The sequence below is a fragment of the Pedobacter sp. GR22-10 genome, from assembly GCF_026239715.1.
Classification (GTDB): Bacteria; Bacteroidota; Bacteroidia; order Sphingobacteriales; family Sphingobacteriaceae; genus Pedobacter.
The window spans coordinates 340446-364003 of sequence record NZ_JAPIVR010000001.1; the positions used below are offsets into that span (position 1 = coordinate 340446).

The following is a 23558-nucleotide window of genomic DNA, read 5'->3' on the forward strand; positions in this document are numbered from 1 at the left end:
TGTTTTATTTGCAGGCATCAAAATTAATCTGCTCTTTGCAGCCTCAATATGATGTTATGAAAAAGTTTTATTTAATCCTCTTAGTTACAACCGTTATTTATTCCTCGGCAGTTGCGCAGACCACCCGCCCTATTTTGGTACAGGATAGTTTAAAGTTGATTTCGGCACAGTTTAAGTTTACCGAGGGTGCCTCAGTCGACCGGCAGGGTAATGTTTTTTTTACTGATCAACCCAATGATCACATCTGGAAATATGACACCAATGGAAAGCTGAGTCTGTTTATGGAAAAATCAGGCCGGGCAAACGGAACTTATTTTGATCAAAAAGGCAACCTGATTGTTTGTGCCGATGAAGATAACCAGATCTGGTCAGTTGACCGGAATAAAAAGGTGAAGGTTTTATTCTCTGATTTTGAAGGGAAAAAAGTAAATGGTCCGAATGACCTCTGGATTGATGCCAAAGGTGGAATTTATTTTACCGATCCTTATTATCAGCGTGATTACTGGACGAGAAAATCATCAGCACTGGATGGCGAGAAAGTGTATTATCTGGCTAAGGGTAAAAAGACCGCTCAGATAGCTGCCGCAGGATTTGAGCGTCCGAATGGTATTGTAGGCACACCTGACGGCAGGTTTCTTTATATTGCTGATATAAAAGCCGGTGTTACCTATCGCTATGACATTAATCCTGATGCATCATTAGCTAACCGGAAACTGGTTTTTAAACAAGGCTCAGACGGAATGACTTTAGATAATGCCGGAAATATTTACATTACAGGAAAAGGGGTTGATGTTTACCAACCGGATGGCGAAAAAATCGGACATATTGATGTTCCGGAAGACTGGTGCGGGAACATTTGTTTTGGAGGAAAAGACCGCAACATACTTTTTATTACGGCATCAAAGTCGCTTTATATGATAAAAACCAATATGAAAGGCGTTGAATAACAGGGTGTTATTTTGTTGTTTCAGCCTTATTCAGTTGAAGTGCTAAAAATGAACTGAATTTATTCCTGTTCAGTTTATTCAGACCCCTTAAATATTAAAGTGATTATTTAGTTTTGGGTTCCTACTTATAGGGATAGACAACTAAAAAAAGCCCTTTCAGGATTGAAGGGCTTTTTTATTTTCAATTCCCGTCTTGAAAATTCTTATTTAAGGTGATTGGCCCCTGTACCAACAGGTCATGCCGGAATGGATGTAAACAATATCAAAATAAGGTGCTTAAAGGTGTGTAATTCTGTAGAATTCTGTGAAGCAGGTTATACTATTTTTGATCATAATGGGTAAGAGTGGTTTGATTGCACTTCACCTTAGGTAGTTTCGTATGAAATGATCTGATTATGAAACCATTATTGTCTTTATTTATCTTCCTGTTTCTGATTACAAGGGTTAATGCCCAACAAAAGCATAAAGCATTAACGGCTAAGGTGGTATACGATGCGGTTTATCATGCGGAAAAAGGAATGAAAATATATCCTAAATTTCATTGGCGGAAAAATAATGCCGGAGATCTGTTATTTAATACCTGTTTTTATCTAGAAAATGGAAAGGAACTGACACGTTTTACTAACTTTTATTGCTGTGATAACGGAAAAATTTCAACAGCCAATCAAGCTACTTCAATAAGCCCGAGTATTAATGATGGATTATTTATTTTTATCCCTTACACTAAACTGAATCTAAGCCGGAAGAAAGTGCATAAAGTAAAGTTTGCATTAATGGCCTTTGAACAAGACCAGCCCGCCCAGTCAAGTGTTTACTACCACAGTATCATCAATATGCTGTAAAGTATCCTTAGCCGTTACAGGTTGGCACAGGATGGTTTAATGTATGAGTTTTGGGATATTTGCGTGTTAAGCTTTGGCTTAAGCCAGAACCAATCTGTTTCATTAATGGTCATCTATGTGTATATCCGCAGGCAATTTTATGAGCAGTAAATGTTTTGGCATTCATTTTAAAATATTCTGATTTCCTATGAATACAAAGTCTGCGTTGCTAAAAATGGTTCTGTTCACACTGCTTTCGGGCACTTCTTTTGCACAGCAAACGCATTGGAGATTTGACTTTGGAGCCGAAAAAGGCCTAAAAGGTGATGTGCATGTTTTACCTGAAACCAGCTTTGAAAGTAATGGACAATATGGCTTTGATTTTGGCTCGGTGGTTCAAGCTGTAAAGTATAGTGGTAAAAAAGCTTTTCCAGGCAGCGGTATAAAAAGCGAAAAACCTTTCTATTTTTCAGCAGCAGTGCCTGAGGGTAATTACCGGGTAACCTTAACCATGGGAGATGCAAATGATGCTACTGCCAGCACAGTTAAGGCTGAATCGCGCAGGTTAATGCTGGCGGAAGTGAAAACAAAGCAGGGGGAGTTCGTCACCAAGACTTTTATCGTGAATATTAAAAACAGGAATATTGCAGCAGGGCAGATGGTTGCTTTAAAACCTCGTGAACTTACTAAACTGGATTGGGATGATAAGCTTACACTGGAATTTGACGGGCATACGGTGCTGAAGACCATGGAACTTACCAAAGTGGATGATCAGATCACGGTATTTTTGGCGGGAAATTCTACTGTAGTAAACCAGGATGATGAACCCTGGGCCTCCTGGGGTCAGATGATTCCGCGGTTTTTTAAACCCGGCGTAGCCATTGCCAATCATGCAGAATCTGGTTTAACTTTGGGCTCATTTATCGGCAGCAGGCGGCTAAGCAAAATCTTGAGTGTAATGAAACCGGGTGATTATTTATTTATCGAATTCGGGCATAATGACCAAAAAGAGAAGGGTGCTCACGATGGTGCTTATCAATCTTATACCGAAAGGCTTAAAACGTTTGTTGCGGAAACCAGAAAGAAAGGTGGGATTCCGGTAATTGTAACGTCAACCAGCAGAAGATCATTTGATCAGGAAGGTAAAATTCAAAATACTTTGGGCGATTTTCCGGATGCCGCCAGAAAAGTAGCAGCAGCTGAAAATGTGGCTTTAATTGATTTAAATGCCATGACCACCAGTTTATTTAATGCCATGGGAGAAGTACAATCTAAAAAAGCCTTTGTGCATTACCCGGCAAACCGTTATCCCGGACAAGATAAAGCCTTGGCTGACAATACCCATTTTAACCCCTTCGGGGCTTATGAAATTGCCAGATGTGTGGTGCTTGGCATTCAACAGCAAAAATTAGGATTAGTGAAATATCTGATAAATGATTTGCCAACTTTTGATCCAGCTCAGCCAGATGATCCGATGAGCTGGAGGTGGCCTGAAAGTCCGAAAAGCAGCTTGATTAAGCCTGACGGAAACTAAATACCGGCTTGCGAATTGAGGTAGCCATATGAAGGGAGGAACTTCGTCAGTTTAAATGTAGAACAACAATCGGTTTTAGAACTTGCAAAGTTCTGCCAATTTTTAGGCTTTTAAAATTGAAGTTACTGTTTCAGCAATCTGTTAAGTTCCTTTTGTTTGATGGTTAAAATCGTTCCATGTCTTAATCCTTTTGGTAAAGCAATCTGATCGGAAACATCCTTCCAGTTTTTTAAATCAGATGATAAGACAGCGCCATACTGATGATCGCGGTATTTATCAAAATACACCAGCCAATTTTTTCCCAGCTTTATTGCGGTAGGCCCTTCGGCCCAGTAATTTCCGGTAATTGCCTCGCCCGCCCTTGAATAGGGGCCTGTAAGCTGATCTGCATAAGCCACTTTAATGTTTTTCTGTACCGGTTCAGGAGTTTCATCTTTTAAAAACATTACAAATCTTCCCTGATCATTTATAATGGATGCATCAATGACATTAAACCCAGGATCATAAAGCAGTTTGGTTTCAGAAAAAGTTTTAAAATCTTTCGTGGTGGTATAATATATTCTATGGTTATATGCATCTTCCCTGGCAGAAGCCGTCTCCGTAAATTTTCCGGTTACAGTAGATGCCCAGTAGATCATATAGTTTTTCGTGTCGCTGTCATACGTAATTTCTGGTGCCCAGGTATTTCTGGTACCTTCTTCCTTCATCATGACCGGAATAAATTGTTGTTCACTCCAATGGATAAGATCTTTTGAACTGGCATAACCAATTCCTTTATCTTTCCAGCTTACCGTCCACACCATATGGAATAATCCATCTGCACCACGAATGATACAAGGGTCTCTCATTAACTTATCTTTACTTACGGCAGGTTTTAAAAAAGATGAATCATTCTTTAAAGCGGTCCATTGATAGGCATTATGGCTATAGGCCAGGTGCAAACCATCCTGGCCGTTATTTTTAAAATAGGCGAACAGGTAAACCTCTTTTTTTGATTGTGCCTGAACATTATAAAGTGTGCAGAAGAGTAGTATTGTGATATGAAATAATCTTCTCATCTGTTAAAACAGCTGCTGGTTATTTAAAATAACATTGACTTTTAGTGTTTGGTCAGATCTGCTCGTATCATAAATAGTTTGGACCTTAACCTGGTGAGGAATGGCGAATATAGAAAAGGTAATCTTGATGCTATTATCCCTCATTTTATTTTAATTCAAGAACCACTACCGATTTTGCAGGCAATTCTACTTTAAGCATATTTCCTGATTTTTTAGCACCGTTAAATTTTGCATTTATAACTTTATTGGCTGCGGTAAAGGTATTCACATCCGTTAGCTGCGCTGAAGTTAGGATTTGTCCGGTTACAGTTTTCCATTTCAAATTACCCAGATTGGTGTTTAACGAGATTTTATTTTTTGGATCCAGGTTAACCAGTGAAATATGAACGGCACCGGTAGAATCCTGAGAAGCGGAAACATTCAAGGCCGCCATTTTTTTATCGCCTAAGGTATAATCCGGACTGGTAAATTGAATTGGCAGGTACTTTGCATCCATATGTACTTTATATAAATCGAATACATGGTAGGTAGGCGTGAGCAGCATTTTGTCTTTTTCGGTTAGAATCAGTGCCTGCAATACATTTACAGTTTGGGCCAGGTTAGCCATCTTCACCCGGTCTGAATGATTGTTGAAAATGTTCAGGGTGGTACCCGCTACGAGGGCATCGCGCAAGCTATTTTGCTGGTAGAGAAATCCAGGGTTTGTACCGGGTTCTACATCCGTCCAGATTCCCCATTCGTCTACCACCAGGGCCACCTTCTTTTTCGGATCGTACTTATCCATAATGGCGGCATGTTTACTGACAATTTCTTCCATGCGTAAACAATTTTTCATGGTATTGAAGTATTGTTCCTCATCAAATTTTGTTGCAGAGCCTTTGGCATTCCAGTTTCCTGTAGGTAGGGTATAGTAGTGAAGGGTAAGTCCCCACATTCTGCCCGCACCTATATTTTTCATGCAGGTTTCTGTCCAGTTGTAATCTTCAGCATTGGCGCCACTGGCGATGCGCTTTAAGGGCGCCCCGGGATAATCCCTGGCATAGGTGGCATATCTTTTATATAAATCACTGTAATAATCCGCTGTCATGTTACCACCGCATCCCCAGCTTTCATTTCCAACGCCCCAGAAGGCTACTTTCCAGGGTTTTTCCATTCCATTTTGTTTGCGGATGGCTGTCATCGGGCTCACGCCGTCAAAATTTAAATATTCAACCCATTTGGCCATTTCTTCTACCGTTCCGCTACCTACATTACCGGCGATGTAAGGTTCACAATTCAGCATTTTGCAGAGATCCAGAAACTCATGGGTACCGAAACTATTGTCTTCCGTTACGCCACCCCAGTTGGTATTGACCATTTTCGGGCGTTGATTTCTGGGGCCAATGCCATCTCTCCAATGGTATTCATCGGCAAAGCAGCCACCAGGCCACCGCAAATTAGGCACTTTAATTTTTTTTAAAGCTTCAACCACATCCAGTCTGATTCTGCCTTTATTCGGAATGGTAGAATTCTCCTCCACCCAGAAACCATCATAAATACACCGGCCTAAATGCTCAGAGAAATGGCCGTAAATATGCCTGCTCACGGTTTGATCACCCGCCGGCTTAATGCTGAGCAGGGTTTCTGTTTGTGCACCGGAAAACATAGCACTGCAAAGCAATGCTATGGAGAGAAGTGTCTTTTTCATATGATATTTGGTTAGGATGATTAATTAAACGGAATCTTGAAAACGTTGAATGAGTAGGGTTTCAGGTTGGTAATCAGTTTCTTATCTTTAATTTTTATCGCTGATATTTTAGGGCTAACGGCTTCAGGATCAGTGAAAGAATTGAGCTGGTTTAGATTGGTACTGGCCATTTCTTCTACGGTACCTTTATTTTTCAAATTTCTTTTTCCTTCCAGATCAAAATCTATCATCTTTGGCTGACCAGAGCTATTTGAAACTTTAATGATCAGTTCTTTTTTCTTTGAGTCTATCACAGATGAAGCGTAAAGTCCGTCCTGGCCGGTGATGTTTTTTCCATCCAGGGTAATGGCAACTACATCCGTACCTTTGTTGGTGGAAAAAAGCTTCTGCACATAATAATCCGGTGTGCCGTAAGACCTGAGATTATCCACCCAAATCATGTCAGGTGCCCATTGCCAGGCATCAATATGCGCAAAAAGTGGGGCATAAGAGGCCATCTGAACCACATCGGCATTTCTTTCCAGGCCAGTCATCAATGATGCAGATGCCAGTGCACTTTGCCAGTTATTGCGGTTGCTGCCCACATAATCCTGATTGGCGTGAACAGCGTATTCTCCTACAAAAACTTTGGTTTCGTTTCTTGGATAATTGTCATAGCGGCCTGCATTTTTCAAAAACCAATCTGCCGGGCGATAATAGTGTTCATCAATAAAATCAGCTTTGTTTTTTCTTAAGGTTGTATTGAGCAAATCAAAACGATCACCTTCAGGATCTGTTCCTGAACTGTTAATGATTTTGAAATCAGGGTATTTTGCTTTGATGGCTTTGGTGAAGATGGCTAATCGCTCCAGGTACTGTGGCCCCCAGTTTTCGTTTCCAACGCCCATCATTTTAAGGTTAAAAGGTTTCGGGTGACCCAGATCAGCTCTTTTCTTTCCCCATTTGGTATTTACATCACCATTGGCAAATTCAATCAGGTCTAGCGCGTCCTGTACATAAGGATCCAGCTCATCCAGCGCTGCCACCTCGCCCGAATTAAACTGGCAGGCCATACCACAATTTAAAATGGGCAGGGCATCTGAGCCAATATCTTCTGCCAGCTGGAAATATTCAAAGAAACCCAAACCAAAACTCTGAAAATAGTCCGGAGCGGCACGGTTTGCAAATTCAGTGTTCCAGCGGTTGATGATCATTTTCCGGTCTTCGATGGGGCCGATGGTATTTTTCCATTGATAGCGGTTAGCAAGGTCTGTTCCTTCTACAATACAGCCACCCGGAAAGCGGATAAATCCAGGCTTCATATCGGCCAAAAGCTGTACCATATCCGAGCGCAAACCTTGCGGACGGCTTTTCCAGGTATCATCCGGAAACAGGGAAATCATATCTAAATCAATCCTACCTTTTCCTTCAAAAGTAATAGCGAATTTTCCTTTTGGATCTGTTTGGGTGGCGGTAAAACCTGCAGCTTGTTTTTGCCATTCCGCACCACTATTTGCCGGAGTCATTTCGCCTTCGCCAATGACTTCATTATTAGCGCCTAAAAGCTGCAGGCGCAACTTTACACCAGGTGTCATTTGGCGATACATCACAGAGAAATGATACTTAAGCCCTTTCTTCACGCCTATGCCTTTAAAACCTTCATTCGTGATTCCAAAAACACCACCCTCATTGTTGATTTGAATATACCGTGGATTGGCGGAATTAACCTCTTTCCGGTTGACAACCAGAATCTCTCCTTCGTTCGCTTTTTTGCGTTGAACGGTCCAGCCCATTAGTGGTTTGGTAAATTCAAATGATCTGTTCTTAATGAGTTCGGCATAAATACCCCCATCAGCACCAAAATTGATGTCTTCGAAAAAGACACCCCACATATTAGGCTGAACTTTTGCTATAGGTTGATCAACCTTAACTTTAACCATGGTGGTGGTTTGTGCTTTTGAGGTTTGCGGAATGGTTATGATACTGAATGAAGCGGAAATGCAGGTATATAGAATGCTTTTTAATGTGGTACTTAATTTCATTGGGTTTAATATCTGGTCTGTTCTAAATGTAAAAGTAAAATATTTAGGATAATAAACGTTATGTATACGATTATTTTCTGTAATAATTGTACTGGATAATGATTCAAACAGGCATGATTTCAGGATGAATATTGCAGCCAAAGCTATTGTAAAGTTTTTAAACTGCAGCAATCGGCCAGATGATTTGCCTTCAGGTATCCCGGAATAAACAGGATACCACAGGATACGAATGATGAATGAATGCTTTAAGTTTGAAAAAGAAGGTGCTCAAATGATTTGCACCAGGAATTCTATGTTATCAACATGTAAATTTGGGTATATTTTTTACTGATGTTTATATTAAAGCCTGCTGCGAAAACCGATAACCTAAATATAAGAATCATTATGCTTAATAAAACAGGTTGCTTTTTACTGTCCTTTATCTTCTTTTTTACCGTGAATACGCTTGCACAACGCCAGATGGAAAATTTAGGACGTGGATTAGTTGCGGTGAGGAAAAGTGCCAATGCTGTTTTCGTCAGCTGGCGGATTTTAGGAACCGATCCGGACGACATTGCCTTTAATCTTTATGCCAAATCGGGAAATGAAACAGAGCAAAAACTAAATCCCCATCCATTAAGCCAGGGCACCAATTTTACTGATACGAATGTGAATACCGGTTCAGACCGACATTATGTTGTAAAACCGATCATTAAAGGACTTGAACAAAGCGCAAGCCAGGCATTTACCCTGGCCGCTAACACACCTGTTCGGCAATATTTAACTGTCCCGTTAAAAACCCCTGCAGGTTATACGCCTAATGATGCATCTGTTGGCGACCTGGATGGTGATGGTGAATATGAAATCATCTTGCACCAAACAGGTCGTAGCCGCGACAATGCTTCGGATGGATTTACAGACCCCCCGATTTTTCAGGCGTATAAATTAGACGGTACATTTTTATGGGAAATTAACCTGGGTAAAAACATTCGCGAAGGTGCACATTATACCCAGTTTATGGTCTACGATTTAGATGGCGATGGCCTTGCAGAATTTGCCTGTAAAACTGCAGATGGAACAGTAGACGGAAAAGGAAAAGTGATTGGTGATGCCAACAAAGATTACCGCAACCCTGAGGGTAAAATACTGGAAGGTCCCGAATATTTCACCATCTTCAGCGGCAAAACAGGAGCGGCTTTGGCTACAACTCCCTACATTCCTGGCCGGGGCAATATTGGTGCCTGGGGTGGCAAAGGCGGAAATGGAAAAAATGATCACTCCGGTAACAGGGTAGACCGGTTTACGGCTTGCATTGCCTATTTAGATGGTATTCATCCCAGTGTGGTGATGGGGCGTGGTTATTATGGCAGAATAGTATTGGCAGCATGGGACTGGCGAAATGGAAAATTAAGCTCAAGGTGGGTTTTTGATACGAAAAATGGAGCAAATCCTTATTCTGGAATGGGAAATCATAACCTGACAGTTGCAGACGTAGATCATGATGGAAAAGATGAAATCGTATTCGGTGCTATGTGTGTTGATGACAATGGCAAAGGTTTATATACCACTGGTTTAAGACATGGGGATGCGATGCATGTTACTGATCTTGACCCTGAACGGCCCGGACTGGAGGTTTTTGGTGTGCATGAAATTGAAGAAGGTACAAAAGGTCCGGGGGCCGCACTTTATGATGCCCAAACTGGCGAAATTTTATGGCATGGAGCTGATGATCAGGATGTGGGCAGAGGCGTGGCCGATAACATTGACAATAGCCGTACGGGGGCACAAATGTGGTGGACGGGTTCAAACAGCTTGTTTGATATTAAGGGAAACAGGATTGGTGAGGAACCAAAATCAGCCAATTTTTTAATTTATTGGGATGCCGATCTTTCGCGCGAACTTTTAGATGGAAACCACATTGATAAATATAACTATGGTAGGCTTTTAACTGCTGATGGTGCACTGGCCAATAACGGCACTAAGGCTACGCCGGTACTGAGTGCAGATATCCTCGGCGACTGGCGTGAGGAACTGATCCTTCGCGCTGCCGACAATCAAAGCCTTCGGATTTACACCACAACCATTCCAACTGAATACCGGAATTATACCTTAATGCATGATCCACAATACCGGTTGAGTATTGCCTGGCAAAATGTAGGCTATAACCAGCCACCACATACAGGGTTTTATTTCGGTCATGGAATGAAAATGGCACCAAAACCTCATATCGTATTGGTAGAACCTAAAAAGTAACATGCGGTTAGCATATTTTTACTTTTAGAATGGCTTAACCTGAATAAATAAGATCAAATGAAATTAACAACCTTAAAATTACTTTTTACGGCTGCCATTCTAATGGTTTCAGCTGCTTTTATCAAACCGGTTAAGCCTAGCTTGCATATGATCGGCGATTCTACCGTTCGGAATCTGAACCGGGAAACCTGGGGTTGGGGCACACCAATCGCCGCACTTTTCGATACCACAAAAATCCATGTGGAAAATAATGCCATGGCCGGAAGAAGTACCAGGACTTATTTATCTGAAGGAAGATGGGATAAGGTTTTAGAGAGCCTGAAGCCGGGAGATTTTGTAACCATGCAATTTGGTCACAACGATGGAAGCATCCCCGATACTACAAAAGCAGGTAGAAGAGGTGTTTTAAAAGGCACAGGCGAAGAGACAAAAATATTGACCTGGCCAGATGGAAAGGCAGAAACTGTGCACACCTATGGCTGGTACATTCGCAAATTTATTCGCGATACAAAAGCCAAAGGAGCAATACCCATTGTGGTTTCCATGATCCCCAGAAATGAATTTAAAAACGGAAAAGTGCTTCGTGCCGATCAGGATTTTGGGAAATGGGCCGCAACAGTGGCACAAGAGGAAAACGCTTACTTTATAGATCTGAATAAAATCGTGGCAGATCAATATGATGCCCTGGGACCGGAAAAAGTAAAATCTTTTTTTCCTGGCGACCATACCCATACCAATCTGGAAGGGGCTAAATTAAATGCGCAATCAGTAGTAAAAGGGATTAAAGCATTAAAAAAATGTACATTGAAAAACTATCTTTTATAGCAAGCAGCACGCTTATAAATCTGCACCCTTATAAAACAAAACTCTATCATCATTCCAGAAAAGAAAAATTACATCAATGAAATCAAACAAAACATCCTTATGCTTCATCTTATTGGCTGCCTGCATCATCATTTCTTCCTGTATCACGTTAAAACAACCGGAAAAGCCAACGCTATTTTTAATTGGTGATTCTACTGTGAAAAACGGAAAGGGGAAAGGAGATGGTGATTTGTGGGGCTGGGGAAGTTTTATCAGTGATTTTTTTGATACGGATAAAATTAATGTAGAAAATGATGCCCTTGGCGGAACAAGCAGCAGAACCTTCCAAACCAATGGTTTATGGGCACCTGTGCTGGCTAAAATTAAGAAAGGTGATGTTGTGATGATGCAGTTTGGGCACAATGACAGCAGTCCGCTTGACGATACGGCACGAGCCCGCGGAACCATTAAAGGGATTGGAATGGAAAGCAAAAATATCTACAATCCCATAAAGCAAAAGCAAGAAGTAGTGTATACTTATGGCTGGTACCTGCGTAAATTTATTGATGATATTAAGGCAAAAGGGGCTATCGCAATAATATGTTCTGCTATCCCAAGGAATCCGTTAAGAGATGGAAAAGTGGTATTGGTTAATGATCCATATGCCGATTGGGCACAAGAGGTGGCTCATGCAGAAAAGATCGGTTTTATTCCTTTAAATCAATTGATCAAGGATAAATACGCAAAATTATCAGCAACGCAAGTGCAAATGTTTTTCACAGAAAAAGACCATACCCATACCAATGAAGAAGGCGCAAAATTAAATGCATCCCTGGTTGCTGAAGGCGTTAGGACGCTCAAATTAAATCAGTTAAAAAGGTATTTGAAATGATTCTTTTTGTTGAGACACCAAACCTGATAGATAAAATGAAAACCATATTAAAACTGGCAAAGCTCTGAGCTGCTTCTAACCTTATTCATCGCATCGCAAATATTTTACAGAAGCCATAAACCCAATTTAAACGTTTCTAACAGGATCATTCTTCTTAAGCAGGACACTACAGGTTGCCCGGTTGTATTTTTAATCCTATAATAGTGGCTTTAACCAGATATACCGAATGCTTTTGCATTTATTTCGCTTAAAAATTATGCAAATAAAAAGATTTTTATCCTTGAAGTGGTTTATTGCAGCATTTTGCTTCATCTCTATATATTCAATAGCGGCTTCTGCGCAAACCATTTCACTACAGGGAAAGTGGAGGTTTAAAACAGATGCCGGTGATGAAGGCATCCTGGCAAAATGGTATTCATCAACCTTACCGGAATCGATTAATTTGCCTGGTTCGATGGCCGAAAACCTTAAAGGAGATGATATTACTTTAAAAACAAAATGGACGGGAAGTATTTACGACAGCTCTTATTTTTTCCATCCCCGGTTGGAGAAATATCGCCAACCCGGAAACATCAAAATTCCATTTTGGCTTACACCAGCTAAGCATTATACCGGTGCTGCCTGGTACCAAAAAGATGTAGACATTCCGGCAAACTGGAAAGGTAAAAGAGTGATTTTATCACTGGAATATCCACACTCAGAAACCCGTGTATGGCTGGATGATGTGGAAATCGGCACACAATATACTTTTGTGGTGGCGCAAAATTTTGAACTTCCGGCTCACCTTAAGCCAGGCAAACATACCCTTACACTTTTAATTGATAATCGAATCAAAGCCATTAACGTAGGGCAGGACTCGCATAGCCTCACGGATCATACACAGGGTAACTGGAATGGGGTAGTAGGCAAAATGTTTCTGCAGGCTGGCTCACCGGTTTATTTTGAGGACATTCAGGTTTATCCTGATCTGAAGAACAAAATTGTAAAAGTTAAGATCGAGCTAAAATCAGGAAATAAGCTTGCTTCAAATGGTCAAATCACCTTATCAGCCAAAAGTTTCAACACTAAAAATATCCTTAAGGTAAAGTCGGTTAAGGTGCCTTATCAGCTCAAAAACGGAACTGAGTTACTGGAAATTGACTTACCCATGGGCAATAAAATCGCAACATGGGATGAATTTGATCCTGCACTATACCGCTTGACTGCGACATTGCTCGCTGATGACGGTAAAAGAGATGAAAAACAAATTCAATTCGGGATGCGTGAATTCAAAGCTGTAGGTAGAAATTTTGAAATCAATGGTTGCCCGGTTTTTTTGCGTGGAACCGTAAACAACTGCGAATTTCCGCTCACGGGTTACCCATCCATGGATGTGGCGGCCTGGGAGAGAATTTTTAAAATTTCGAAAGCACATGGCTTAAACCATATGCGTTTTCATTCCTGGTGCCCGCCCGAAGCTGCTTTTATTGCGGCAGATTTAACAGGCTTTTATTTGCAGCCTGAAGGGCCAAGCTGGGCCAATCATGGTACCTCTATTGGTGAAGGAAAGCCTATTGATCAGTTCATTTATGATGAAACCAACCGGATGACCAAGAGCTATGGCAATTATGCTTCTTTTTGTATGATGGCTTACGGCAACGAACCTCGGGGCCGGCAGGTAGAATACTTAACTAAATTCAATAACTACTGGAAAGCGAAAGATTCACGCCGACTGTATACCGGTGCTTCGGTTGGCGGAAGCTGGCCCGTCATTCCAAACAATGAATTTATGGTTAGGGCGGGGGCAAGAGGTTTGGACTGGGCTAAAAAGCCGGAAAGCATGTCTACTTATGCCAAACAGATTGAACAATTTACCGTTCCGTTTGTGGCACATGAAATGGGACAGTACTGTGCGTTCCCGGATTTTGAAGAAATAAAAAAATATACCGGCGTTTACCGGGCGAAGAACTTTGAAATGTTTCAGGAAGATTTAGCCGATCATGATATGGCCAATCAGGCAAAGGATTTCTTAATGGCTTCGGGCAAATTGCAGGCACTGTGTTATAAAAATGAAATCGAGAAAGCGTTGAGAACACCCAATTACAACGGCTACCAATTATTATCATTAAATGATTATCCCGGACAGGGAACGGCTTTAGTTGGAGTATTGGATGCTTTTTGGGATGAAAAGGGATACATTACGGCAAAAGCTTTTAAACGTTTTTCTAACAGTACGGTTCCGTTACTGAAGGTTCTGCAGTTTGTCTATACCAATGCAGAAAGTTTGGATGCGGCCGTAGAAGTGGCTCATTTCGGCAAGGTACCTTTGGTAAATACAAACATTTTATGGACCATTAAAAACGACGCGGGTGCTGTTTTGGGCAAAGGGAAATTTGGCAGAAGGACATTACCCATTGGCAACTGCATTCAGGTAGGCGATATCCGTTTTCCATTAAAAGCCATTCAAAAGGCCACGCATATTAACCTGGAGGTATCTATTGAAGGTACTGAATTTGCCAACGACTGGAATTTCTGGGTTTATCCGGTCACACTTCCGCAATTGAAAACCAATGTCTATTATACAGACGAATTGGATGAAAAGGCCAGGAAAATACTGGACGAAGGCGGAAATGTATTTTTAAATGCGGCAGGCAAAGTGGTAAAAGGGAAGGAAGTGGTTCAAACTTTCCTGCCAGTTTTCTGGAATACTTCCTGGTTTAAGATGCGTCCACCGCATACTTTAGGTATTCTTTGCGATCCTAAACATCCGGCTTTTGAAAACTTCCCTACTGAAAATCACAGTGATATGCAATGGTGGGAAATTGTAAATAAGGCACAGGTGATGAACCTTGAAGATTTTCCTTCAGGATTCAGGCCGATTATCCAGCCAATCGATACTTGGTTTTTAAACCGGAGGTTAGCCTTAGTAATGGAAGCGAAAGTAGGCAAGGGGAAGCTTATGGTTTCCAGTGCAAACCTATCACCTGATTTAAAAGATGTACCTGCAGCCCAACAATTGTATTTTAGCTTGCAGCAATACATGATGTCAGATAAATTTAACCCAAAATATGAAGTTGCCTTTGAGAAGGTGAAAGACATTTTTGAAAGTCCATCCAAAATTCAGTTTGATACTTTTACAAAGGATAGTCCCGATGAATTAAAGCCAAAATCAAAAACAAATTAAAATAAGAAATGACATTGCAGAAAATGAATCAGCCTTAAGCCTGAAGTAAAAAGGCGCGAAAGATTCCATTGCATTGAAAACACTAACCAATATGTTGACATGAAGAAATTTATATGCTGCTTTGCCTTACTGATGGGCTTATCCTGTCAGCTCATTTTTGCGCAGAAACTGCCCAAAAAGAAAGCCATTTTGAAAGCCCTGAAATCTACCAATGCTTACTTTATGCATAAGTGGCCTGATGCCGGTAAATCAATCATCACCAATAAGGAAAGACCCAGTAATCTATGGACAAGGGCGGTTTATTACGAAGGTTTAATGGCTTTGTATCAGATTTATCCTGATCAAACTTATTATGATTATGCCGTTCAATGGGGTGATAAACATCAATGGGGATTGAGGGATGGCGTTAAAACCCGCGATGCCGATAACCAGGCCTGCGGACAAACCTATATTGATCTGTACAACATCGATAAAAAACCAGAACGCATCAGAGACATTAAAGCCTCAATGGATTTGATGATTTTATCGAATAAGGTGAAAGACTGGACCTGGATTGATGCTTTGCAAATGGCCATGCCGGTATTTGCAAAATTAGGTAAAGTTTATAATGACACGGCTTACTATGAACACATGTACAAAATGTATCTCCACAGCAAAAACGTAGAAGGTGGTGGTTTGTACCATGCAAAAGATGGACTCTGGTGGCGGGATAAGGATTTTGTCCCACCGTACAAAGAACCAAATGGGGCAAACTGTTACTGGTCGCGTGGAAACGGCTGGGTAGTGGCAGCCCTGGTTCGGGTGTTGGAAACGATGCCTAAAGATGCCATTGGCTATGCGGAATATTTAAAAACCTATCACGAAATGATTAAAGCTTTGGTGCCTTTGCAACGTGCTGATGGTTTCTGGAATGTAAGTCTGCATGATCCCAATCATTTTGGCGGAAAGGAAACATCTGGTACAGCTTTATTTACTTATGGCATGGCCTGGGGGGTAAATCAGGGCATTTTAGATCAAGAAACTTATCTGCCCGTGATTACCAAAGCCTGGAATGCCATGGCGAAAGATGCCGTTCATCCAAATGGAGTTTTGGGCTATGTACAGGGAACAGGAAAAGAACCAAAAGACGGACAACCGGTAAACTTCACCCATACACCTGATTTTGAGGATTATGGTTTAGGTTGCTTCCTGTTGGCGGGCACCGAAGTTTATAAAATAAAAAAATAAAGTAAGCCTGTAAAATTCCAAAATAATCACCATGTTGAATAAATTTTTTACCCTTTTATTGATGTTTTTGTCGACTGTTGTTTTTGGACAAACCATCGGCGATTACAAAAATGCCTTTAAAAGGCAGGGTAATTCGATTTCCATGAACATGACCAATGGTGTGGTTAAACTTGATTTATGTACACCAGGAATGTTCAGGATCAGAACCAGCTGGAATGGAAAGTTTGAGCCTAATGAAAACCTGATGGTCATTAAATACGATTGGGAAAATGTGAGCACTAAAGTAGTAGAGCAGAAAGATCATTTCTTATTGACTACTGCCAAGTTGAAAATCAGGATCAATAAAAGTCCGTTTAAGATAGATGTTTCTGATTTAAAAGGAAAAATACTTATAGCTGAAAGTGGTGGTTCAATGGTTAAAAACAATACGGAGGTTGGTGTAATCAAAAAACTTCAGGCTGATGAGCATTTCTTTGGTTTTGGGGAACGCATGGATTTCATGGATCGCCGCTTCAAAAAACTGACCTTAAATGTTGGGCGTGGAAAAGGTTTGCCACATGCCATCGGGGCCTATAATATTTTAGAAGCCAACTATTGCCCGATACCATTTTTGATGAGTACCAAGGGTTATGGCATTTTTATGCACAATTCTTTTGCCACCACCTGGGATATGGGCGCCACAAATAAAAATCAATATACATTTAACGCAGCTGATGGCGAACTGGATTATTACTTTATTTATGGACCAACCTTTCCGGCTATCTTAAATGCTTATACCGCCATAACCGGAAAATCACCGATGTTGCCGCAGTTTGCCTTAGGCCTGCATGCTGGTACGTATAGTGGTGGTACCTGGGGGCATGAAGAAAAAACATCCGATCAATATGTGATTGAACTAGCCAAAAAGTACAGGTTATTAGGTATTCCGGTCGATTTACTCTGGCTGGACTCTACCTGGAGGTTGTTCGGAGAAACCGGCGGTAAAGGAGCTACTTCTTTTGAGTGGAGGGAAACTTTTAAAAATCCCAAAGGAATGTTCGACAGCCTCTATGCCATGAATTATAAAATGGTAGGCTTACATCTTCGTCCGCGGTTTGATAATGCAAAAAAGTTAAATTTACTTGATCAGGCCCGGGCCAAAGGTTATACCTATCCGGAGCATGGAAAGCCCGGGGAGTTTGTGAACTTCTTTGATGAAAAGGCAACGCAATGGTGGTGGGAAAACGGCGTGATGCGTGTGGCTAATTTAGGTGCAAAATTTCTTAAAACAGATGAAGGGAGTGCTTTTGGCGCTTTGGCCAATGAAAGCGAAAAGGTTGGGCCTGTAGGACAGGATGCTGAACGCTTACACAATGTTTTTCCAATAGCTTATGCTAAGGCACCCTTTTTGGAATTTGAAAAATTTAATGGTTTCAGGGGGCTAAACCAAACCCGCGAAGGTTATTCCGGTATCCAGCGTTACCCTTACATTTTTGCCGGCGACTGGCCAAGTGAGTGGCAGTATTTTGCGCCTGTAATTAAAGCCGGTTTAAATGTTAGTCTTTCAGGCGTAGGTTTATGGGCACATTGTATGGGTGGATTTGAGCACCAGGCCGATCCAGAGCTATATATCCGCTGGGTACAGTTTGGCATGTTTAGTCCGATTGCATTGGTTTTTGGAATGGATCATCCGGGTTATAAAGAACCCTGGAATTATGGTGAAGATGCCCTGAGGAATTTTAAAAAGTATGATCTTTTGCGTTACCGTTTATTCCCGTACTTGTACACCAGCATGCACCAGCAATACGAAACAGGTTTACCCATGATGCGGGCTTTGGTGCTGAATGACCAGGATGATGAAAATGTATATGAAATCGGCGATCAGTATATGTTGGGCGATCACCTGATGGTGGCACCGGTAACTACCAAAGGTGCCATTACCAGATCCGTATACCTGCCGGAAGGAACATGGTTTAATTATTGGACAGGAGAAAAGTATGAAGGCAAAAGCTATCATCACGTCGTGGCACCATTAGATACCATACCGCTTTTTGTGAAGGCAGGCGCTATTATTCCTATGCAGCCGGAAATGATTTATACCGGTGAAAAGCCTGTTGATGTGATGACTCTAGATGTTTTTCCTCATGGAGAATCGAACTATAAATTTTACGAGGATGATAACCTAAGCGCAAAATATAAAACCGGAAATTTTGCCCTAACCAAAATTACTTCTTCATTAACTGATAATGCTTTGGTTTTGAAAATCGCAAAGCCCTCCGGAACATTTAAATCTGCAGCACACCGTTACCTGGCCAAAATCCACTGGAATAATAATATGGCCCCAAAGGCAGTTTCTGAAAATGCCAGTAATGTGGATGCGGTAAAAAACGCAGGTCAGCTGGATGAAAGCGCAGGGTGGTATTATGATCAAAAAAATAAAATCCTTTGGATCAAATCAATTGGCAATAATGAAGAGGATATTGTCCTGAAGATAAATTAAGTTAAACCTTTTAGATAGAGGATTCACCTTACGAAATTTAGACAAATAGAAATGAAAATTGCATTCAAAATGAAACTGAAATCCGGTTTTGCGGATGAATATAAAAAACGCCATGATGAAATCTGGCCTGAATTGTCTGCATTATTAAAAGAAAACGGAGTAAGTGATTATTCTATCTTTTTAGATGAAGAAACCAATACCTTATTTGCAGTACAGCAGCAGAACGGAAATTCATCACAAGACCTTGGAAGTGCGGCTATTGTTCAGAAATGGTGGGCTTATATGGCAGATATTATGGAAACGAATCCGGATCACTCGCCCATATCGCAGCCCTTAACCATGGTATTTCACTTCGACTAAGTCTGATAAAATGAAAAGATTCTTTACATTACTTTTGGCTGCCATTACCCTTTTGACTAATGTGAAAGCACAATTGCCTGCAAAAAAAATGGTGGGCTGGCCTAAAGTGGAAAAGCAGATGAAGCCATGGACCAGGTGGTGGTGGATGGGAAATGCCGTTGATAACCAGAATCTTGATGATGTTTTAAAAGCATATGCTGCAGCTGGTTTAGGTGGGGTAGAAATCACGCCCATATACGGTGCCGTGGGTTTCGAAAAAAAGTACCTCCAATTTCTTTCACCCGCCTGGATAGATGCCTTGCATTACACAGTAAAACAAGCAAATCTGCTGGGAATGGGCGTAGATATGAATACCGGAACAGGATGGCCCTTTGGCGGACCCCAAATTAAACCGGAATATGCCGCAAGCAAACTGATTATTCAGGATTATAAACTGAATGCTGGTGAGCAACTGCCTGGCCCCATAAAGGTTAAGGAAGAAAAGCAGGATTTTGCCCGCTTACAAGCTTTAACAGCTTATGGTCCCAATGGTGAAACAGAAAACCTGCTTCCTTTTCTTCAAAAAGATAATACTGTATCCTGGTCGCCAAAATCAGGCATGTGGAATATTGATGCTGCTTTTTCTGGAAAAACAAGGCAATTAGTCAAGCGTGCTGCTCCGGGCGGAGAGGGTTTTACACTCGATCACCTGGATCGGAAATCTGTTGATGTATATCTGAAGCGATTCACGGAAGCTTTCCATCATCAACCACAAGGCATCAGGTCTTTTTTCAATGATAGCTATGAAGTGTATGGCGCCACCTGGACCCCGGATTTTTTTATTGAATTTAAAAAAAACAGGGGTTACGCACTTGAAAAACACCTTAAGGAGCTTGCCGGTAAGGATAGTACAGATGAAAATATCGCCCGTTTAAAATCAGATTACCGGGAAACAATGGACGAGCTGTTGCTCCATAACTTTACTAAAAACTGGACCAATTGGGCACATGGCTTAAAATCAATGACTAAAAATCAATCGCACGGTTCACCGGGTAATCTGCTTGATCTTTATGGTGCCGTGGATATTCCCGAAACGGAAACCTTTGGGTCAAGTCACTTCGATATTCCGGGTTTGCGCAGAGATGCGGCAGATATCAGAAATGTAGATCCTGACCCGGTGATGAGTAAATTTGCGGCCTCAGCAGCGCATACCAATGGCAAAACACTGGTGTCTTCTGAAACGTTTACCTGGCTGACTGAGCATTTTAAAACCTCCTATTCACAGTGTAAACCCGAGGCCGAGCAACTGTTTTTATCAGGTGTTAATCATATCTTCTACCATGGTACCACCAACTCTCCAAAAGATATACCTTGGCCGGGATGGTTGTTTTATGCGTCTGTGGAAATGAATCCCAATAATAGTTTGTGGCCGCATGCCAATGGGCTTAATCAATACATTGCCCGGTGTCAATCCATCCTGCAATCTGGAAAACCCGATAATGAATTATTGATTTACTGGCCAGTTTATGATGTATGGAATAAGGCGAAGGGTTTGGATATGCCACTGAAAGTACACGATGTAGATGAATGGTTGCATCCAACCGCTTTTTACCAACTGGCTAAAGACCTATCGAAAACTGGTTATGCATACGATTTTGCTTCTGACCGGGTGTTAATTCGAACAAAGGCCACTGGCCACTTGCTGCAAACTTCAGAAAATGCATCCCCTTATAAAGTACTCATCATTCCAGAAAGTAAACTGATGAACCTAGAAACTTTGAATCATATTATTCAATTGGCGAACAAAGGTGCAACGGTTATTTTTCAGCAATTGCCAACAGATGTTCCGGGGTTGAATGACCTGGAAAACAGAAGAGCGAAGCTGAAATTGGCATTGGCCAGCTTGAACTTTCAACCAGATGGAAATGGCCTTTCAAGCTTTAAAACCGGAAAAGGAGAAATGATTTTAGCTCAGGATGTGAGGCGCGCACTGTTGCAACGCCACATTAACCGTGAAACACTGACAGATATAGGTTTGAAATTCATCCGGCGAAAAAATAACAGCGATACTTATTATTACCTGGTGAACCATACGGCAAAAGACATAGACACTGATTTGCCAGTTAATACAGTGGGTGAGGTGGTGATCATGGATCCGCAAAGCGGATCAATTGGTTCGGGTACCATGAAAGGCAATCAGGTTCGGGTGCAGATCAAATCGGGGCAATCGCTTTTCCTGAATGTTTCTGCCAGGCATACTCAAAATTTAGCCTGGAACTATCTTGATCAAGGAGGGAAACCTATTTTGATCACCCAGCCATGGACACTGCATTTTACGACGGGTGGACCAGTACTTCCGGCAGATCAAACATTGAATAAATTAATTTCCTGGACAGACTTAAAAGACCCTGAACTTGCCGTGTTCTCCGGAACAGGTTTGTACACCAGTCATTTTAATTTACCATCGAAAACGGCTAAAGAATATGTGCTCAGCCTTGGGCAGGTAAATGAAAGTGCAAAAGTATGGATCAATGAAAAGGAAGTCGGGATATTGTGGAGCATTCCATTTGAAGCCCGTATAGGTCAGTATTTAAAAGCAGGAAATAATACCATTAAAATTGAAGTGGTAAACCTGATGGCTAACCGGATAAGGGATATGGATATCAGGAAAATTCCATGGCGCAATTATCATGAAATCAATTTCGTAAACATTGATTACAAACCTTTTGACGCTTCGAACTGGTCTGTAATGCCTTCCGGTTTAATCGGTCCGGTGATGATTACACCCTACCCATAAATTAAGGTTATTTTTTAAATATGATGAAATCTTTATACATACTTGCCTTGCTTACTGCTTTTTTACGTCCGGTAAAGGCGCAGCAATATAATATTTTGCATTACGGTGTAAGGTCAGATAGTACGGTCATTCAAACCCGGGCGATTCAAAAAGTAATTGATAAAGCCTTTGCAAAAGGTGGTGGGGTGATTGTTATCCCCAAAGGAACTTATTTAACCGGGGCATTGTTTTTTAAGCAAAAAACCAGTTTAGTGTTGCAGGAAGGGGCGGTGTTAAAAGGTTCGGATGAGATAAAGGATTATCCATTTATTCCTTCCCGAATGGAAGGGCAAAGTTTGGATTATTATGCAGCCCTGATCAATGCCTATGGTGTAGATGGATTTAGCATAAAAGGGCCCGGTACCATCAATGGCAATGGATTGAAATTTTGGAAAACCTTTTGGGCACATCGGGAGGAAATGAAAAAATTGGGTAAAACGTCAAATAATCTCGAAGTCAGCCGACCAAGGTTAATCTTTATCTGGAAGAGCGATCATGTTAAAATTCAACAGGTACAGTTGCGCAATTCGGGTTTCTGGACAACCCATCTGTACCAGTGTAATGACGTATTGGTGGAAGATACCAACATTCAATCGCCTTTTAAACCCATTCCTGCACCCAGTTCTGATGGTATAGATCTCGATGTTTGTAAGCGTGTTACAATCAGGAACTGCTACATCTCCGTAAATGATGATGCCATTGTGATTAAGGGTGGAAAAGGTCCTACGGCACATCAGTTGCCACAAAATGGAATAGTAGAGGATGTGCTGATTGAAAACTGCAGGTTTGGTCCTTCACATGCCACGCTGACCATTGGGAGCGAGTGCATCCATGCCAAAAACATTACAATGAAAAATTGTGTGATGGAAAATAATTGTCCCATCTTAAAATTTAAAATGCGTGGAGATACCTTCCAGGTATTTGAAAATATCACTATCGATCACATCACAGGAACTTGTGGTTCAGTGATTGATTTAAACTCTTGGAGTCAGTTTTTTGATTTAGGAGGAACTGAAGCAAAACCCTTTGGCATCATTAAAAACATTAAAGTCTCCAATATCAAAGTGAAGAGCACAAAGTTTGGAGTAATGCAGGGTAATCCACTGGATCAGGTATCGGATTTTAGCTTCATAAATGTTGAGGTCATCACTTCAAATCCGGTGCTTAAGAATAAGTATGAAGACGTGCAATTTGAAAATGTGATGGTGAATGGAAAAGCGATAGTTCATTAAATGCGAAGTATCTAATAGTTAGAGCGTATCAAGAATGCTATCGGTTGGTGTCTCACCAACTGAAAAAAATGATTAATACATTTAAATTGGTTGGTGAGACACCAACCAGTAGATGAAAAATAGTCAGAGCATGGCAAGAATGCTATCGTTTGGTGTCTTACTAACCGAAAAAAATGATTAATACATTTAAACTGGTTGGTGAGACACCAACCAGTAGATGAAAACAATCAATAGATGAAGTCTGAGTATTAACCCGCATTTCAAATCAATAATACTCCCTATCAAC

15 protein-coding genes are annotated in these 23558 nt (G+C 41.2%); 12 read left to right on the plus strand and 3 right to left on the minus strand.

The genetic code is table 11. The features are described from left to right. The first annotated feature begins 56 nt into the window (after window positions 1-56). The 3 genes from OQX64_RS01480 (at window position 57) to OQX64_RS01490 (ending at window position 3302) form a co-directional block, all read left to right on the plus strand. The gene (locus OQX64_RS01480; protein ID WP_265817227.1) at window positions 57-947 is read left to right on the plus strand and encodes an SMP-30/gluconolactonase/LRE family protein; all 891 of its coding nucleotides are present in this window, start codon (window positions 57-59) and stop codon (window positions 945-947) included. A 395-nt stretch (window positions 948-1342) separates the two neighbouring features. Further along, on the plus strand, window positions 1343-1789 hold the full coding sequence (locus tag OQX64_RS01485) for a hypothetical protein (protein ID WP_265817229.1): 447 nt from the start codon (window positions 1343-1345) through the stop codon (window positions 1787-1789). A gap of 187 nt (window positions 1790-1976) precedes the next feature. Next, the gene (locus tag OQX64_RS01490) at window positions 1977-3302 is read left to right on the plus strand and encodes a rhamnogalacturonan acetylesterase (protein WP_265817230.1); all 1326 of its coding nucleotides are present in this window, start codon (window positions 1977-1979) and stop codon (window positions 3300-3302) included. Window positions 3303-3424: 122 nt separating this feature from the next. On the opposite strand, the gene OQX64_RS01495 is transcribed toward OQX64_RS01490, so the two are convergent. The 3 genes from OQX64_RS01495 to OQX64_RS01505 form a co-directional block, all read right to left on the minus strand. Beyond that, window positions 3425-4360, minus strand: coding sequence for a glycoside hydrolase family 43 protein (locus OQX64_RS01495; protein ID WP_265817232.1), 936 nt, complete (start codon window positions 4358-4360; stop codon window positions 3425-3427). 145 nt (window positions 4361-4505) lie between these two features. Further along, entirely contained in the window at window positions 4506-6047 is a 1542-nt protein-coding gene (locus OQX64_RS01500) for an alpha-N-arabinofuranosidase (protein ID WP_265817233.1), read from the minus strand. 20 nt (window positions 6048-6067) lie between these two features. Beyond that, entirely contained in the window at window positions 6068-8068 is a 2001-nt protein-coding gene (locus OQX64_RS01505) for an alpha-L-arabinofuranosidase C-terminal domain-containing protein (protein WP_265817234.1), read from the minus strand. Window positions 8069-8452: 384 nt separating this feature from the next. Here OQX64_RS01505 and OQX64_RS01510 point away from each other — a divergent pair, with 384 nt between their 5' ends. The 9 genes from OQX64_RS01510 (at window position 8453) to OQX64_RS01550 (ending at window position 23272) form a co-directional block, all read left to right on the plus strand. Beyond that, a complete protein-coding gene (locus tag OQX64_RS01510) occupies window positions 8453-10300 on the plus strand; it encodes a rhamnogalacturonan lyase (RefSeq protein ID WP_322974914.1) in 1848 nt (615 codons plus the stop codon). A gap of 57 nt (window positions 10301-10357) precedes the next feature. Next, on the plus strand, window positions 10358-11125 hold the full coding sequence (locus OQX64_RS01515; RefSeq protein ID WP_265817236.1) for a rhamnogalacturonan acetylesterase: 768 nt from the start codon (window positions 10358-10360) through the stop codon (window positions 11123-11125). Window positions 11126-11201: 76 nt separating this feature from the next. Next, window positions 11202-11996: a rhamnogalacturonan acetylesterase gene (locus tag OQX64_RS01520; RefSeq protein ID WP_265817237.1), complete on the plus strand. Its 795-nt coding sequence runs from the start codon at window positions 11202-11204 to the stop codon at window positions 11994-11996. A 256-nt stretch (window positions 11997-12252) separates the two neighbouring features. Then, window positions 12253-15159 (plus strand): sugar-binding domain-containing protein, encoded by a 2907-nt coding sequence (locus OQX64_RS01525; protein ID WP_265817238.1) that lies wholly within the window; start codon window positions 12253-12255, stop codon window positions 15157-15159. A gap of 99 nt (window positions 15160-15258) precedes the next feature. After that, a complete protein-coding gene (locus tag OQX64_RS01530) occupies window positions 15259-16386 on the plus strand; it encodes a glycoside hydrolase family 88 protein (RefSeq protein ID WP_265817240.1) in 1128 nt (375 codons plus the stop codon). Window positions 16387-16417: 31 nt separating this feature from the next. Then, window positions 16418-18865: a glycoside hydrolase family 31 protein gene (locus OQX64_RS01535; protein WP_265817241.1), complete on the plus strand. Its 2448-nt coding sequence runs from the start codon at window positions 16418-16420 to the stop codon at window positions 18863-18865. A gap of 51 nt (window positions 18866-18916) precedes the next feature. After that, window positions 18917-19225 carry an L-rhamnose mutarotase gene (gene rhaM / locus OQX64_RS01540; protein ID WP_265817243.1) on the plus strand — a complete coding sequence of 103 codons (309 nt, stop codon included), beginning with the start codon at window positions 18917-18919 and terminating at the stop codon, window positions 19223-19225. 10 nt (window positions 19226-19235) lie between these two features. After that, window positions 19236-22001 carry a glycosyl hydrolase gene (locus OQX64_RS01545; protein ID WP_265817244.1) on the plus strand — a complete coding sequence of 922 codons (2766 nt, stop codon included), beginning with the start codon at window positions 19236-19238 and terminating at the stop codon, window positions 21999-22001. A gap of 20 nt (window positions 22002-22021) precedes the next feature. Continuing rightward, the gene (locus tag OQX64_RS01550) at window positions 22022-23272 is read left to right on the plus strand and encodes a glycoside hydrolase family 28 protein (RefSeq protein ID WP_265817246.1); all 1251 of its coding nucleotides are present in this window, start codon (window positions 22022-22024) and stop codon (window positions 23270-23272) included. Window positions 23273-23558 lie beyond the last annotated feature (286 nt).